Source organism: Arthrobacter sp. 179, from assembly GCF_052379645.1.
Lineage (GTDB): Bacteria > Actinomycetota > Actinomycetes > Actinomycetales > Micrococcaceae > Arthrobacter_H.
The window spans coordinates 77132-92185 of the sequence record NZ_JBQSYU010000002.1 but is presented as its reverse complement, the minus strand read 5'-3'; the positions used below and the strand labels follow the sequence as shown (position 1 = coordinate 92185).

The following is a 15054-nucleotide window of genomic DNA, read 5'->3' as shown; positions in this document are numbered from 1 at the left end:
CGCAGTGTCGACCACCACGGAACTCCCGTCGCCCTCCTCGGAGGAATTCGGCGTCGTCACGACCCGGATCCTGGAGGCCATCGGCACGGTGATCGACGGGAAGCCGGAAGTCGCCCGCACCGCGTTGCGCGTGCTGCTGGCCCAGGGGCACCTGCTGCTGGAGGACGTCCCGGGGGTCGGCAAGACCCTGCTGGCCAAGACCCTGGCCCGTTCGGTGGATGCCAGTGTGAACCGCATCCAATTCACCCCTGATCTACTGCCTTCCGATGTCACCGGTGTCTCCATCTACAACCAGGACTCCCATGGATTCGAATTCCGTCGGGGGCCGGTCTTCGCGAACCTCGTCATCGGGGATGAAATCAACAGGGCCTCGGCCAAAACACAGTCGGCACTATTGGAATGCATGGAGGAGCACCAGGTCACCGTCGACGGGACGACCTACCCGTTGGCCGCCCCGTTCATGGTGATCGCCACGCAGAACCCGATCGAACTCGAGGGCACGTTCCCCCTGCCCGAGGCCCAACGCGACCGGTTCATGGCCCGGGTGTCCATGGGGTACCCGGATACGGCGGCCGAACTGTCCATGTTGCGCAACCACCAGTCCGATTCGCCCCTGCAACGGGTTGCTTCCGTCGTCGACCAGGCGACCTTGCTCTCGCTGATCGACATCGTCAAGGCGGTCCATGTGGCCGACGCCGTGCAGGAATACATCGTGGCCCTGGGGCAGGCAAGCCGGACGCACCCGGAGATCCGGCTCGGGGCCAGCCCCCGGGCCCTGCTCCAGCTCCTGCGCGCTTCCAAGGCCGAGGCGGCGCTGAACGGCCGGGACTTCGTGCTGCCCGACGATGTGGTGGCCAACTGCCCCTCGGTGCTCGGGCATCGACTCGTACTCCATCGCAAGGCGGAGATCTCTGGGACCACCGTGCAGGATCTCGTCGAATCCCTGCTGGCCCAGGTCCCGGTCCGAACCGCAGCGCGCCGCTGAGCCGGGCGGCCCATGGTGGATAGCGGAACCGGAACCGGACACGGGGGCACCGAACGCCTGCCCTTGCGGGTCCGGCTGCGACTCTGGTTCCTCACCCCGCGCGGCTGGGCCCTCTTCGTGGCTGGGGCAGTGGCCCTGCTCCTGGCCTGGTTCCTGGGGCGCCGCGAACTGGTGAACATCTCGATCTTCCTGCTGGTCGCCCCGTTGCTCTCGGCAGCAGCCGTCGCCCTGGGAAGGACCCGGGTGAAGGTCCGTCGCAGCTTCGGTCCCGACCCGGTCATCACCGGCGGTTCCACCACCGTGACCTTGTCATTGGGCCACGGCTCCCCCCTGCCGGCGGGAACGGCATTGGACGAACAACTCCCCCGGGACTTCGGGACCACCCCGTCGTTTTCCGCCGATGCCCCCGGCCAGGCCGGCTCGGCGGGCCAGAGGACCGCCTACCGGTACCGGCTGCGGCCCACCCACCGGGGCGTCTACGCGGTCGGCCCGCTCCGTGTCCAGCTCTCCGACCCGTTCGGCTTGGCCATGCGGCCCATCGCGGTGGATCGTCCCACACCGCTGACGGTGGTTCCCCCGGTGCTCCCCCTGCCCGAGACCGGGGTCCTGGGCAGCACCGGTACCCGGGGAACGGCCACCTCCCACCACCAGGCCACCCCCGAGAACGACGACGTCATGACCCGCGAATACCGTGATGGTGATTCGCTGCGGCGCGTGCATTGGCCCGCCACGGCCCGGCACAACACCCTGATGGTCCGTCAGGAACAATTCCAACGCACCCCCCGCGCCACGCTGGTCGTGGACACCCGGGCCCTGCCCTACCAGGGCAGCTACATCGGTGCCGACGCCCCGACCCCGATCCCGAACTTCCAGGACGCCCCCGGGACCACGACCCCCTGCTTCGACTGGACCATCGGGGCGGTGGTCTCCATGGGGGCGCATCTGGCCGACCAGGGCTACGACCTCGAGGTCCTCGACGAAAGCGGGCTGCCGCTGGCCGATGCGGCGCCCGGGTCCCCCGGAGCAGGGAACGGATGGTTTTCCGGTCCGCAGGCGGCCGAGGACCTCCAGCTGTCCCTAGCCTCGGTGGGTTTGAAGCCCGCCCCCTCGCGTCCCCGGGACGCACCGGCCGAGGCACCGGACTTCCTCCCCCGCGGCGGAAACAATCCCGTGCTGCTGTTCACCGGTGCGCCCACCGCGGACGGGGCCGAAGCCTGGATCCACCGGTTCGGGACCCACCGTGGCGTCCTGGTGTTCCTGATCGCCAGTCGTCCCGGGGCCACCACGGCGGGCCTGCGGGCCTTCCGCGCCGCGGGGTGGGCGGCGGTGCCCGTGGACGCCAAGACCCCGGTGGCCGATGCCTGGCTGGAACTGGCCGCCCAGCAGCGGCGCACCGGAGTCCGGGGGCGGTCATGAGCGCAGCGGCCGAGATCCTCCCGGCCTCGCAGCGGCGGAAGAAACCAGCGCGGCGCCACGGCGGAACCCAGTGGTTGCTCTTCGCCGTCCTGCTCTGTGCCGTCCTGGCACCGGTCAGCGGGCTCTGGGGGGTCATCGAGGGCCGGCTGTGGTTCGATAATGCGACCGTCACCGTCGCCGGGACCCTCGCCGTCGGGACCCTGGTGCGGGCCCGGGGTCGGTCCTATGCCCTGACCTTCATCGCCTCGGTGGCCGGACTGGTCGCCATGCTCACCCTGCAGTTCCTTCCCTCCACCGCGGTGCTCGGGGTGATCCCCACCGCCGAAAGCGTGCGCCGGGCCATGGATTTCTATCCGCAGGCCCGGGACGCCGTCCTGGTCCAGGCCCAACCCGTGCTGTCCGAGGACCCCATCATCTTCTTCATCTGCCTGGCTGCCGGGGTGACGGCACTGCTGGCCCATCTGGCGGTCCTGGGGCTGCGGCTCCCGGCACTGAGCGCGGTGCCGCTGTCGGTCTTCCTCGTCATCGCCTCCCTGGTCAAGACCAACGGTGCCGGCCTGCTGCCGGTGTCCCTGACGGCCGTGGGCTTTCTCCTGGTCCTCGCCACCTCCCGTCTGGAACATCGCGCCACCGCTCCCGGAGCCGCAGTGCGCACCGGTGTGCTGCGTCAGGGCACCCTCATCGCCGCCGGCGCGCTGGCCCTGATGCTGGTGGTGCCCCTCGCCCTGCCCGGGTTCTCGCAGGGGCTCATGCCGCAGGGCCAACGGCTCTACCTCTTCGGCAAGCCCAGCGGGGTGAATCCGGTGCTGAATCTGGGGGTGAACCTGCGCGACCGCCTGGGGGTGACCACGTTGACCTATTACACCGACTCCCCCGACCCGGTCTATCTGCGCACCTCTGTCATCTCCGATCTGGGGGCCAAACGCTGGGAGCCAACGGATATCGAGGTCGACCGCGACCATGACACCGAAGACCTCGATTCCTGGCCCGACGGCTTCACACCGCAGCACCTGCCACGCACCAGGACGGTCCATACCCGGGTGGTGACCGGAAACTACCAGAGCCCCTGGCTGCCGATGCCCCGCGAGGCGTCCTCGGTGACCGGGCTGGCCCGGGACTGGGGCTATAACGGAGACACCGACACGATGTTCTCCGCAGCGGCGGCCACGAGCAGGAAGCTGGACTACACGGTCACCTCGCAGGTCCCGGTGATCGATGCCGACGCGTTGGAGGCCAGCTCCGCCCGCCTGGCCCGGGACCCCGACTTCGGTGCCGACCAGCTGGCGGACACCTACACCCAGCTGCAGGAGGATCTGCCGGAGATCATTCCCCGGACCGCCCAACGGATCGTGCGGAAGGCCGATGCCGGCACCGCCTACGACCAGGCCGTGGCCCTGCAGGAGGAGCTGCGCAGCGTCGACTACACCTATTCGGAACAGACACCGCTGGAACAGGGCTACGACGGCAACGGGGTCGGGGTCGTGGCGGCATTCTTGGAGAAGAAGAGCGGATACTGCACCCACTATTCCTCGGCCATGGCGTTGATGGCGCGCACCCTGGGCGTTCCCAGCCGGGTCGTGGTCGGCTACGCGCCGGGCCGAAGCAGCGGCTCCCAGGCCCTGGGCTCGGACGGGAAACAGTGGACCGGCTACGATTTGAGTCCGCGCAGCGCCCACGCCTGGCCCGAACTCTTCTTTCCCGATCTCGGCTGGGTCCCCTTCGAACCCACCCCCGGCCGCGGCACCACCCCGTCCTACGCCAGCGACAGCCCCACCGGCGGGCCCGCCGACGCGCAGTCACCGGATACCGATCCGACGCGGGGCAGGACCATCCCCGATGTGAACCACAGTGCCGACCCCTCGACCGCCCCCGCCGCCGGGGGCCGGGAATCCGGGAACGATGACGGGGCGTCGCCGACGGTCCCCGTGCTGCTGGCACTGGTGGTGCTGCTGGGGCTCTTTGGTCCCTTCGGGATCCGCCGGTGGCAACGGGCCCGCCGGCTCCGCCGCATCCACCGGGCCACCGACTGGCGCGATGCGGTGGCCGGGGCCTGGAGCGAATTGCTGGCCTTGGGCCGGGACTACGGGCTGGCCCAACGCCCCCAGGAAACCGATGCAGGGTATGCCGCCCGGTTGCAGGAGCACCTGCCCGAGGCGGCCGGCGAGGTGCGCCGGCTCCGGGAGGCCTTCGAACGGGCCAGTTTCTCCCTCGATGCACAGCCGCACCGCCAACTGGTGCCCCGCGGCCCGGCCAGCGGCATCCACCGCCCCCGGGCCGGCCGGGAACTGCCCCTGGACCTGGCGTTGAGCCGGGCCCTGACCGAGATCGAGCAGGCGTTCTCCGATGCGGCCAGCCCCGGACGCCAGTTCCTGGCCCGGGCCTGGCCGGCCTCGCTGATCGGGGCCTAGACGGCGTACGGGTCGGCGATGCCGATGTACTGGGCGCTGGTGTATTCGGCCAGGCCCTCGGAGCCGCCTTCACGGCCCATCCCCGATTGCTTGACCCCGCCGAACGGGGCGGCCGCGTTGGAGATGACCCCGGCGTTGAAGCCCACCAGACCGAATTCGATGCGTTCGGAGACACGGAACATGCGGTTCATGTCCTGCGAGTAGACGTAGGAGGCCAGGCCGTATTCGGTGGAGTTGGCCAGTTCGATGGCTTCCTCCTCGGTGTCGAAGGTGGTCACCGGGGCCACCGGGCCGAAGATCTCGCTGCCCAGGATCGCCGCGTCGTTGGGGACGTTGGCCAGCACGGTCGGTTCGTAGAAGTAGCCGGCCCCCTCGCGGGCCTTGCCGCCGGTGAGCGCCTCGGCCCCGGCGTCGATCGCCGCGCTGACCAGGGAATGCACATCGTCGCGGGCGCCCCCGTCGATGAGCGGGCCGACCTTCGAGGAGTCCTCGGTGCCCCGGCCCAGGGTGAGCGCCGCCATGGCCTCGGCGAATTTGCGGGTGAATTCCGCGGCCACTGGGGCCTGGACGAGGAAGCGGTTGGCCGCGGTGCAGGCCTCGCCCATGTTGCGCATCTTCGCGGCCATGGCCCCTTCGACGGCCCGGTCCAGATCGGCGTCGGCGAAGACGATGAACGGGGCGTTTCCGCCCAGTTCCATGGAGGTGCGCAGCACGTTGTCGGCGGCGTCCTTGAGCAGCTGCTTGCCCACCGGGGTCGACCCGGTGAAGGAGACCTTGCGCAGCCGGGGATCCTGCATCAACGGCCCCGAGATGCCCGACGCCGATTTGGAGCTGGTCACGTTCAGCACCCCTGCCGGCAGACCGGCCTCCAGCATGGTCGCGGCGAAGAGCTGGCTGGTCAGCGGCGTGAGCTTCGCGGGCTTGAGCACCATCGTGCAGCCGGCGGCGACCGCCGGGCCGACCTTGCGAGTGGCCATGGCCAGCGGAAAGTTCCAGGGGGTGATCAGCAGGCACGGCCCGACGGGTTTGCGCTGCACCAGGATCTTGTTCTTGCCTTCGGGGGTGGTCACATAGCGTCCGTAGTCGCGGACCGCTTCCTCGGAGAACCAGCGCAGGAACTCCGAACCATAGGTGACCTCGCCCCGGGATTCGGCCAGCGGCTTGCCCATTTCCAGGGTCATCAGCAGGGCGAAATCCTCGGCCCGGGCGCTGACCAGGTCGAAGGCCCGGCGTAGGATCTCGGCGCGTTCGCGGGCCGGGGTGCGGGCCCAGGCTGCCTGGGCCGCGTCGGCGGCGTCGAGCGCGGCCATCGCATCCTCGCTCGTCGCCGAGGCCAGGGTCGCCAGCACCTTTCCGGTGGCGGGGTCCTGGACGTCGAAGGTCCCGCCGTCGGAGGCATCGCGCCATTCCCCGTTGATCAGCAGGCCGGTGGGAACGGAGGCGAGCAGTTCGGCTTCGCGCTCGGGGGTGATGGTCATCGTTGGTCTCTCCCGCGTCAGGATGGATGGGGTTCTGTCAGGCCTCACGGTAGTCAGAGGCCCTCCCGGGTGTAAATGCAGGGATGCATCATGACCACCGGGCCTGGTTGTGCATCCGCCCGGGCTAGCGTCGGGCTTCGAGGACCGCCGCATAGAGTTCGCGCTTGGAGACCCGCTCCCGTTCGGCAATGGCGGCCACCGCGTCCTTGAGCCGCAATCCTCCGCGTTCGAGCTCCTGCACCGAGGCGACCTGGTCCACCGCACGCGACGGGGCGTCCTCGGCCGCCCCGGAAACCACGACGGCGATTTCCCCCCGCATCTGGCCTTCGGCCCATTCGAGCAATTCCTGCAGGGAGCCGCGCTTGACCTCCTCATGCATCTTGGTCAACTCCCGGGCCACGGCGGCCGGGCGGTCCCGGCCGAAGGCCTCGGCGAGCGCCCGCAGCATGGGGGCCAACCGGTGGGGGGCTTCGAAGAAGACCATCGTGCGCCGCTCCTTCTCCAGTTCGGCCAGTCGTCCGGACCGCTCCCCCGGTTTGCGCGGAAGGAACCCCTCGAAGGTGAACCGGTCGGTGGGCAGACCGGAGAGGGCCAGCGCGGTCAACACGGCGGAGGGCCCGGGCACCGCGGTGACCAGCAGGCCCTCGGCGCCGGCCGCCTCCACCAGCCGGAACCCCGGATCGGAGACGGCCGGCATCCCGGCGTCGGAGACCATCAGCACGGTCAGCCCCTGACGGACCAGGTCCAGCAGTTCGGCGGTCTTCACGGCCTCGTTGTGCTCGTGGTAGCTGATCACCCGTCCCGGGATCCGCACCCCCAGGGCCTGGGCCAGATGGTGGAACCTGCGGGTGTCCTCCGCGGCGATCACATCGGCGCCGGTCATCAACTCGATCAAGCGCGGGGAGGCGTCCCCGAGATTTCCGATCGGGGTGGCGGCCAGCACGATCTGCCCGTCCTGGCCCCCGGTCCCGGGCCGGGTCGGGGTGGTGGGTTCCGGGGTGTCGGACACTGGTTCTGCAGGATCGATATTCACCCCGCCAGCCTACCGTCGGCGGCGCCGGTAGAGTTGTCGCGTGAGCGCCCTGAAAACGTCCCGCCCCGTCTGGATCCAGACCCCGCGGTCCGCCTTCACCTACCGGGCCCTGACGGAGCGGTTGCAGGGGGTCATCGCCCCGGCGACCCGTTTGACCTGGATGGTCCCGCTGGTCATCACGATCATCGCCGCCTTGATGCGTCTGGTGAATCTGGATCAGCCCCATGCCCTCACCTTCGACGAGACGTATTACGTCAAGGACGCGTTCACGCTGATCTCCCACGGGCATGAGATGGAGTGGCCCGACGACCCGAACCCGGCGTTCCTGGACGGCGACCCCGCCCCGCTGGACAGCCCCGAATACGTGGTCCACCCGCCCCTGGGTAAATGGATGATCGCCGTGGGGATGCTCTTGTTCGGCACCGATCGCGGGCTGGGATGGCGTTTCTCCGCCGCCGTCGTGGGCACCCTGGCCGTCCTGCTGGTCACCCTCATTGCCCAGCGACTGTTCAACTCGGTCACCCTCGGCGCCGTCGCCGGGGGGTTGAGCGCCGTCGATGGCCACCAGTTGGTCCTGTCGCGGACCTCGCTGTTGGACATCTTCCAGATGTTCTTCATCGTCGCCGCCTTCTACGCCCTGCTGCTGGACCGCTCCCACGGGCGAAGGATCCTGGCCAGGAAGGTCTCCGCCGCGGTGGACCCGCTGACCGGGGTGCCCCCGCGGGCCTTCCTCGAGCATGGCCCGTGGATGGCCTGGCGTCCCTGGCGTCTGGTCTTCGCCGTGCTGCTCGGCGGCGGCCTGGGCGTGAAATGGTCGATGCTTTCCTTCATCGCGGTCTTCTGCCTGCTGAGCGTGTTGTGGGACATGCAGGCGCGCCGGACCGTGGGGATCCGCCGCTGGTTCAGCGCGGGGATCCTCCGCGACGGCATCCCGGCCTTCTTCCTCATCATCCCGCTGACCCTGGCGACCTACGTCTCGACCTGGGCCGGGTGGTTCATCACCAGCGGCGGCTACGACCGCAGCTGGGCGGCGGATCATCCCGGTGAGGGGGTGGGATGGCTTCCGGCCCCGCTCCGCTCGCTCTGGGAGTACCACCGCAGCGCCTACGAGTTCCACCAGGGGCTCAGTTCCCCGCATGCCTGGGAATCGGGGCCGTGGACCTGGCTGTTCGCCGGGCGGCCCGTATTGTTCCACTACAACGGGTCGGACGCCGGGGACCCCGGCTGCCCGGTGGGCTCCTGTGCCTCGGTGGTCACCGATCTGCCCAATCCGGTGCTGTGGTGGGCGGCAACGCTCTCGCTGCTGGTCGTTCTGCTGTTCTGGGCGGGCCGGCGCGATTGGCGGACCGGGGCCATCCTGGCCGGTATGCTCGCCGGCCTGGGACCGTGGTTCCTGTATTCACAGCGCACCATGTTCTTCTTCTACACGATCACCTTCGAACCGTTCATGATCCTGTCGTTGACCTTCGTGCTCGCCCTGGCCCTGGGTGGGGTGGGCGCCTCCGTGGCGCGACGGCGGATCGGGCTCATCGGGGTCACCACCTTCCTGGCCCTGGTGGTCCTGGTCTCCGCCTTCTTCTGGCCGGTCTGGACCGGTCAGACGATCCCCTACGAGGCCTGGCGGTTGCGGTTGTGGATGCCCAGCTGGGGCTGAGGCTCCCCACCACCACCGGAAACACTGCGGGCCGCTGCCCCGGGGACATCCCCGGGGCAGCGGCCCGCTGGCGTGGGTGGCCCCTGGTTCAGAGCAGGCCCATCTCCCGGTCCGTCTGGCGCTGACGGGCCCGTTCACGGCGCGTGCGTGAGGGCCAGTTGGTGATCAGGAACACCAGTGAGGTGATCAGCACCAGCCCGGCGATCACGATGCCGGCATCCATCCAGAACTGTTCGGGATACAGCCGGATCAGGGTGTCGTTGGCGTGGAAGGTCCAGTTGCCCTGGGCGAAGAACAGCTCGTGGAAGTCGGTGAAGAACGTGCCGAAATTCAGGACCGCCAACACCGTCAGCGCGATCATCACGACCAGGGTGATCACCGCACCGGCGAAGAACGCCCGGCGGATCCCTCCCGCATAGCGACGCCACAGGTACAGGCAGACCAGGATGGCCAGCACCGTCAGGACGATCCCGGCGGCATAGGTGATCCCCACGATGGACTTCACATCCGCCATATGCGAGACCTCGTTGGCTAAGAACAGCGGGTCCCCGTTGCCGTCCACGAGGTTGCCCAGGTAGGCGGAGGGGGCGGAGTTGTTGATGTAGTCCACCCCGTAGTTGCCGTAGGTCAGCCGGTCGGCCTGGCTGAAGCCGTAGCCGTCGGCGGGGAAGCCGGGACGGTGGTAGTCCAACCAGAGGAACCAGGAGCTGGCGACCATGCGGATGGCCCCGATGACCACGATGAACGGGAACGCAATGGCCAGGAAGGTCTGCACGATCCGCGCGAACATCGGTTTGGCCGTCAGGGCGGAGTCACGGGCATGCTGGCGGCGCCGGGCCTCGCGGTCGGTTTCGGCGGCAGGATCCCCGGGAACGGGTTCCTGTCGTTTGGCCGCGGCCACCGAATCGGCACGCACGGTTTCACCGTCGGGTTCGGCTTCGCGCCCGACGATCGGTTCGGCCACCACGGCGGAGCCGATGGCGCCGTCCTGTTCCGCACGCGGCATCGACCGGGTCTGGGAGGAATCCTCCTGCTGCCAGGCCGGCAGGGCCCGGGTGCGGGAGTCGTCCGTGTCGACCTGCCCGTCGTCGGTCGAGGAGGCGGGGTCCTGTCCGGCCGCGGCGGCGAACTCGGATTCCCAGGCGTCGGGAGCCATCCCGGCCTGCTTCTGCTGCGGCTCCTCTGCTCCGGCCGCCTCCGGGGTCGGCGGGGCACCGTTCTCCCCGGCCTCGGGTCCGGAGGCCCCGGTCCCGTCGGTCTCGGACATCGGCTCCTCGGGGTCCGGCCCCTTGAGGAACTCGGGAACCTCCGGGTCGTGTGCTGCCGGCACCGGCCGGTCGCTGTCCAGGTCCCCGGAGTCGGGTCCTTCCGGCACGGCGTTCTTGTTCTCCATCGATGTGTCCTTCCCTGTTGGCATGAAAAGTCGTTAGGCGACGGCCGCGGTGGCCCCGGCGTCGTATTTTCCCAGATCTCCGGTGAATCCCGCGCGAACGGCCCGCCGGCCCAGGACCAGCGTGTAGGTCCAGTACCCGGCCAGGACCAGCAGGCCGATGCCCAGGCGCACCGCATGCGGCCACCCGCTGGGGGTGACAAATCCTTCGACCAGCCCGGAGACGAAGAGCACCAGGACCAGGCCCAGGGCCACCGTCATCAGCGACCTGCCCTCCACCGCCAGGGAACCGATCCGGGTCCGGGGCCCGGGGGCCACCCAGGCCCAGAAGATCCGCAACCCGGCGGCCCCGGCGACGAAGATCGCCGTGAGCTCCATGAACCCGTGCGGCAGGATGTAGAGGAAGAAGGTGTCCAGCTCGCCCAACGAGGACATCAGGCCGCCGGCCATCCCCACGGAGATGGCGTTCTGGTAGAGCACGTAGGGCACATACAACCCCGAGATCCCGAAGGCCACGCACATCCCGGCGATCAGGGCGTTGTTCGTCCATACCGCCCCGGCGAAGGAGGCCGCCGGATTCTCCGAGTAGTAGTCCACGAAATCGTGGTGCACGTATTGCTGCAGATCGGCATCGGAGCCCATGGCCTTGAGCACTCCGGGGGTGTTGGCGGCCCAGAGCCCGGCAGCGAAGGCAATGGCCACGAAGACCAACCCCACCACCACGGTGAGCACCCGGATCCGGTAGAAGGCCACCGGCAGCGTGTAGACGAAGAACGTGGCGATCTCCTCCAGGACGGGGGTCCTGGCCCCGGTGAAGCGCGTCCGGGCCCGGGAGATCCTCGCGGAGAGGTCGGCGGAGACCACGGCATCGGGTTCGATCGATCCAACCATCGACAAATGGGTCGACACGCGTTCGTACAACCCCAGGAATTCATCGGATTCGGCCCCGGTCAGCCGACGCCGGGAAGACAGGACGTCAAGGCGGTCCCACTCGTGGCGATGAACGGCGACGAAGGCATCAAGATCCACGATCCCAGCCTAACGTGGGGGTGTCGGCTAGATTGGGATGACGGCCGCGTTGCGCCGGGTCGACCCCGGGGCCGGTCGGGCGTCCGATCACCCAGCCTCGATGGAGGGATACCGTGAGCACGATCATCACCGGCGAGGCAGTCGTCCTCCAACTACGGCCCGCCAGCTTCGTGCTGCGTGCCGTGGGCTGCTGCATCGACTACCTCGTCTACGTAATCGGCCTGGTGGCGTCGCTGGTCCTGCTTGAGAAGCTCGCTTCCGGGTTCGACGGCGCGGCCATCCAGGCGGTGGTCATCCTCGTCGTCGTGCTCTGGATGGTGGCTGTTCCGGTGCTCGTGGAGACCCTGACCCGCGGGAAGTCGCTGGGGCGGCTGGTCATGGGACTGCGCATCGTGCGGGACGACGGCGGGTCGATCCGCTTCCGCCATGCCTTCATCCGGGCGATGCTGGCCCTGTTGGAGATCCTGGCCCTCTTCGGTTCGCTGGCCCTGCTGGTCTCCTTCGCCAATGAACGCGGCAAACGCCTGGGAGACATGCTCGCGGGCACCTATTCGATGCGTGAACGCCGCAAGCCCGTGGCCCCGCTGGTGCTTCCCGTGCCCCAGCAGTTGCGTCCCTGGGCCGAACTGGCCGATGTGGGCCGGATTCCGGACCCGTTGGCGGTACGCATCGCCCGCTTCATCCGCCAGGCCCCGTCCATGGCCCCCGCCTCCCGGGAACAGGTCGCCGCCACGCTGGCCTCGGACCTGCAACCCCACGTCTCCCCCGCCCCACCGGCCGGCTGTCCCCCGGAACAGTTCCTGGCGGCAGTGGTCGCCGAACGGCGCGACCGCGATCACCGGCGCCTGACCGCGGTGGCGGAACGCCAACGGACGGTCCGCGAGCGCATCCACCGGTTGCCCTTCGGCAGCTGACGACCGCCGGGACGGGACCGTCAGTAGCGGTAGTGCTCGGGCTTATAGGGCCCGGCCGGATCCAACCCCAGATAGTCGGCCTGTTCGTCCCTGAGTGCGGTCAGTTCGATGCCCAGCGCCTTCAGGTGGAGCCGGGCGACCTTCTCATCGAGGATCTTCGGCAGCACGTGGACCCGTGTGTCGTAGGCGGCCCCCGTGCCGGCCCCGGCGGCACTGCGCTGCCGGGAGAAGAGTTCGATCTGCCCGATCGTCTGGTTGGCGAAGGAGTTGGACATCACGAAGCTGGGGTGTCCGGTGGCGTTGCCCAGATTCAATAGTCGTCCCTCGGAGAGCACGATGATCGAATGGGCCCGGGCGGTGCCGGGCTCGAAGACCCATTCGTGGACCTGCGGCTTGATCTCGACCTTCTCGATGCCGGGCACCGCGGCGAGCCCGGCCATGTCGATTTCGTCGTCGAAGTGTCCCACGTTGCCCACGATGGCTTTATCCTTCATGGCCGCCATGTCTTCGGCCCGGATGATTCCGGTCCCGCCGGTGGTGGTGATGAAGATATCGCCCTGGTCGATGACCGATTCAAGCCGGGCGACCTGATAGCCGTCCATGGCCGCCTGCAGGGCGCAGATCGGGTCGATCTCGGTGACGATGACCCGCGCCCCCTGGCCGCGCAGCGCCTCCGCCGCCCCCTTGCCCACGTCGCCGTACCCGCAGACCACGGCCACCTTGCCCCCGATGAGCACGTCGGTGGCCCGGTTGATGCCGTCGGGCAGGGAATGGCGGATGCCGTACCTGTTGTCGAATTTGGATTTGGTGACCGAATCGTTGACGTTGATGGCCGGGAAGAGCAGCTGTCCGGCGTCGGCGAGCTGGTACAGCCGGTGCACCCCGGTGGTCGTCTCCTCGGTGACCCCCAGGATGCCCGCCGCGATGCGGGTGAACCGGCCGGGGTCCTGCGCCAGGGAACGGCGCAGCAGATCCAGCACGATCGTGGACTCCTCGCTGTCGGCGGTGGTCGCCGTTCGAACCGCTCCGGCGGCCTCGAAGGCGACCCCCTGGTGGACCAGCATGGTGGCGTCCCCGCCGTCGTCCAGGATCAGGTTCGGTCCGGCCCCGGGGTCGGTGTCGGCGCCCGGCCAGGAAAGAATCTGTTCGGCGGTCCACCAGTAATCCTGCAGGGATTCGTTCTTCCAGGCGAAAACCGGCACCCCCCGGGGGTCTGCGGCACTCCCGGACCCCACGACGACGGCTGCTGCGGCCTCGTCCTGGGTGGAGAAGATATTGCAGGAGGCCCACCGGACCCGGGCCCCCAGGGCCGTCAACGTCTCGATGAGGACCGCGGTCTGGACGGTCATATGCAGTGACCCGGCAATGCGGGCCCCGGCCAGAGGTTGGGAGCCGGCGTATTCGGCCCGCAGCGCCATCAGCCCGGGCATCTCATGTTCGGCGAGCCGAATCTGGTGGCGGCCGGCCTCGTGCAGGGAGATATCGGCGATCCGGTAGTCAAAGCCCACGGCTACTCCGCCCCCGCGGTCTTGCCGGCGTCTTCGGCCGGGGTGGGGCCCAGCATGATGGGGATTCCTTCGTGCAAGCGGTACCGCGGGGTGCTGCCCCGGTCATCCTCGCCGGAGGCAACCAATGCGTCGCCGTCCTGGGTGAGCGTCGAGCCGGTGACCGGGCAACGCAGGATCTCGAGCAGCTGGGGCGTGATGTGGGCCATGGGCCCAGCTTATGGCTTTAGCGTGGTTCGCGCAGTATGCGCAGCGGACCCCGTCCGCCATCCGTATCGTCGGGAGGGTCCATGGGAGTCGGGGCGGTACGCGCCGAGGACGGGTTCGTCACGCCTGAACCGCGCTCCACGGTGGAGTGTCCCTCCTCCGGGGCGGGACGGCGCGGTTCGGAGACGGCGTCGGCCAGGGCGGAGAGTTCATCGGCGGCCAGTCGGGGGGCATCGGGCAATTCCAGCCGCAGGACCTGCCAGCCGCGCGGGACGGTCAGCCGATGGGCGTGCTCGCTGCAGAGGTCGTAGCAGTGGGGTTCGGGATAGGTGGCCAACGGCCCGAGGACGGCGGTGGAATCGGCGTACACAAACGTCAAGGTGGCCAGGGCCGAGCGGCCGCAGGCGGAGCGTGAACAAAGTCGAAGGGATCCCACGAGAAAACAGCTTACCTGCCGTGTCGCGCCCCGGGCCCCAAGCAGACAGGCATGGCGGGAAACGGTTCCCGCCGACGGCACCGGGGATCTTCGGTAGGCTCGGTGTCATGGCGCAAGGTTTCAGGGTGCGGTTCGAAGGGCCCGGGGCGACCCGCAGGTCCTTTGAGGAGCGCCGCCGGAACCGCCACGGACGCGGACTGCGCGGGAACCTGATGCACCCGGGGTTGCCCGGCTCACGCACCCGCGCCGACCGTTTCGAGGATCTGGTCACCGAGTCCGCCGAACGCCTCGAACTACTGTGGGGCCAACCGATCGCCTCGATGGAATTCACCATCGAGCTGATGCCGCGCAGCACCTCGCTGGACTACTCCCAGGCCTCCGGACGCCGGGTCCCGTTGGGCCGGACGTGGGGGGCCACCCCGCGTCGCCTCGCCCGCGTGGTCGTCTACCGCCGCCCCGTGGAGGAGCTGGCCGATTCCCCCCTGCTGCTGCCCGAAGTCGTCCATCTGGCGGTCGTCGAACTCGTTGCCGAGCTCCTGCTGCGCGAGCCCGAGGAGATCGACCCCGACTACCACCCCTGGGAGGGCGGCTTCTAGCCC

13 protein-coding genes are annotated in these 15054 nt (G+C 69.1%); 6 read left to right on the top strand and 7 right to left on the bottom strand.

The window, feature by feature from the left end:
- The first annotated feature begins 4 nt into the window (after window positions 1–4).
- From ACT3UE_RS02080 to ACT3UE_RS02070, 3 genes are read left to right on the top strand one after another with little or no spacing between them, the layout of a single operon-like run.
- Entirely contained in the window at window positions 5–985 is a 981-nt protein-coding gene (locus ACT3UE_RS02080) for an AAA family ATPase (protein ID WP_444566184.1), read from the top strand.
- 12 nt (window positions 986–997) lie between these two features.
- Complete coding sequence (locus ACT3UE_RS02075) at window positions 998–2401, top strand: DUF58 domain-containing protein (RefSeq protein ID WP_444566183.1); 1404 nt, start codon at window positions 998–1000, stop codon at window positions 2399–2401.
- A complete protein-coding gene (locus tag ACT3UE_RS02070; RefSeq protein ID WP_444566182.1) occupies window positions 2398–4809 on the top strand; it encodes a transglutaminase TgpA family protein in 2412 nt (803 codons plus the stop codon). Before ACT3UE_RS02075 ends, ACT3UE_RS02070 begins: the two co-directional genes overlap by 4 nt.
- Here ACT3UE_RS02070 and ACT3UE_RS02065 read toward each other — a convergent pair.
- Together ACT3UE_RS02065 and rsmI are read right to left on the bottom strand one after the other, a co-directional pair.
- Entirely contained in the window at window positions 4806–6287 is a 1482-nt protein-coding gene (locus ACT3UE_RS02065) for an NAD-dependent succinate-semialdehyde dehydrogenase (RefSeq protein ID WP_444566181.1), read from the bottom strand. The two genes, ACT3UE_RS02070 and ACT3UE_RS02065, sit on opposite strands and share 4 nt — an antisense overlap.
- A 124-nt stretch (window positions 6288–6411) precedes the next feature.
- Window positions 6412–7296: a 16S rRNA (cytidine(1402)-2'-O)-methyltransferase gene (rsmI, locus tag ACT3UE_RS02060; RefSeq protein ID WP_444566241.1), complete on the bottom strand. Its 885-nt coding sequence runs from the start codon at window positions 7294–7296 to the stop codon at window positions 6412–6414.
- Between the two features lie 64 nt (window positions 7297–7360).
- Between rsmI and ACT3UE_RS02055 the strand changes: the two genes are divergently transcribed.
- Window positions 7361–8974 carry a dolichyl-phosphate-mannose--protein mannosyltransferase gene (locus tag ACT3UE_RS02055; RefSeq protein ID WP_444566180.1) on the top strand — a complete coding sequence of 538 codons (1614 nt, stop codon included), beginning with the start codon at window positions 7361–7363 and terminating at the stop codon, window positions 8972–8974.
- Window positions 8975–9062: 88 nt separating this feature from the next.
- Here the strand turns inward: ACT3UE_RS02055 and ACT3UE_RS02050 are convergent, their stop codons facing one another.
- Together ACT3UE_RS02050 and ACT3UE_RS02045 are read right to left on the bottom strand one after the other, a co-directional pair.
- A complete protein-coding gene (locus ACT3UE_RS02050; RefSeq protein WP_444566179.1) occupies window positions 9063–10367 on the bottom strand; it encodes a TIGR01906 family membrane protein in 1305 nt (434 codons plus the stop codon).
- Between the two features lie 33 nt (window positions 10368–10400).
- On the bottom strand, window positions 10401–11393 hold the full coding sequence (locus ACT3UE_RS02045) for a stage II sporulation protein M (RefSeq protein ID WP_444566178.1): 993 nt from the start codon (window positions 11391–11393) through the stop codon (window positions 10401–10403).
- Window positions 11394–11506: 113 nt separating this feature from the next.
- Here ACT3UE_RS02045 and ACT3UE_RS02040 point away from each other — a divergent pair, with 113 nt between their 5' ends.
- Window positions 11507–12307: an RDD family protein gene (locus ACT3UE_RS02040; protein WP_444566177.1), complete on the top strand. Its 801-nt coding sequence runs from the start codon at window positions 11507–11509 to the stop codon at window positions 12305–12307.
- Window positions 12308–12327: 20 nt separating this feature from the next.
- Here the strand turns inward: ACT3UE_RS02040 and ahcY are convergent, their stop codons facing one another.
- Genes ahcY through ACT3UE_RS02025 form a run of 3 tightly spaced genes read right to left on the bottom strand, consistent with a single transcriptional unit; the run spans window position 12328 to window position 14455 of the window.
- Window positions 12328–13815, bottom strand: coding sequence for an adenosylhomocysteinase (ahcY, locus tag ACT3UE_RS02035; RefSeq protein WP_444566176.1), 1488 nt, complete (start codon window positions 13813–13815; stop codon window positions 12328–12330).
- Between the two features lie 2 nt (window positions 13816–13817).
- Window positions 13818–14021, bottom strand: a complete 204-nt coding sequence (locus ACT3UE_RS02030) for a Trm112 family protein (RefSeq protein WP_444566175.1) — start codon at window positions 14019–14021, stop codon at window positions 13818–13820.
- 17 nt (window positions 14022–14038) lie between these two features.
- Window positions 14039–14455: a DUF3499 domain-containing protein gene (locus ACT3UE_RS02025; protein WP_444566174.1), complete on the bottom strand. Its 417-nt coding sequence runs from the start codon at window positions 14453–14455 to the stop codon at window positions 14039–14041.
- A 107-nt stretch (window positions 14456–14562) separates the two neighbouring features.
- Here ACT3UE_RS02025 and ACT3UE_RS02020 point away from each other — a divergent pair, with 107 nt between their 5' ends.
- Window positions 14563–15051, top strand: a complete 489-nt coding sequence (locus ACT3UE_RS02020; RefSeq protein WP_444566173.1) for a metallopeptidase family protein — start codon at window positions 14563–14565, stop codon at window positions 15049–15051.
- The last annotated feature ends 3 nt before the right edge of the window (window positions 15052–15054 follow it).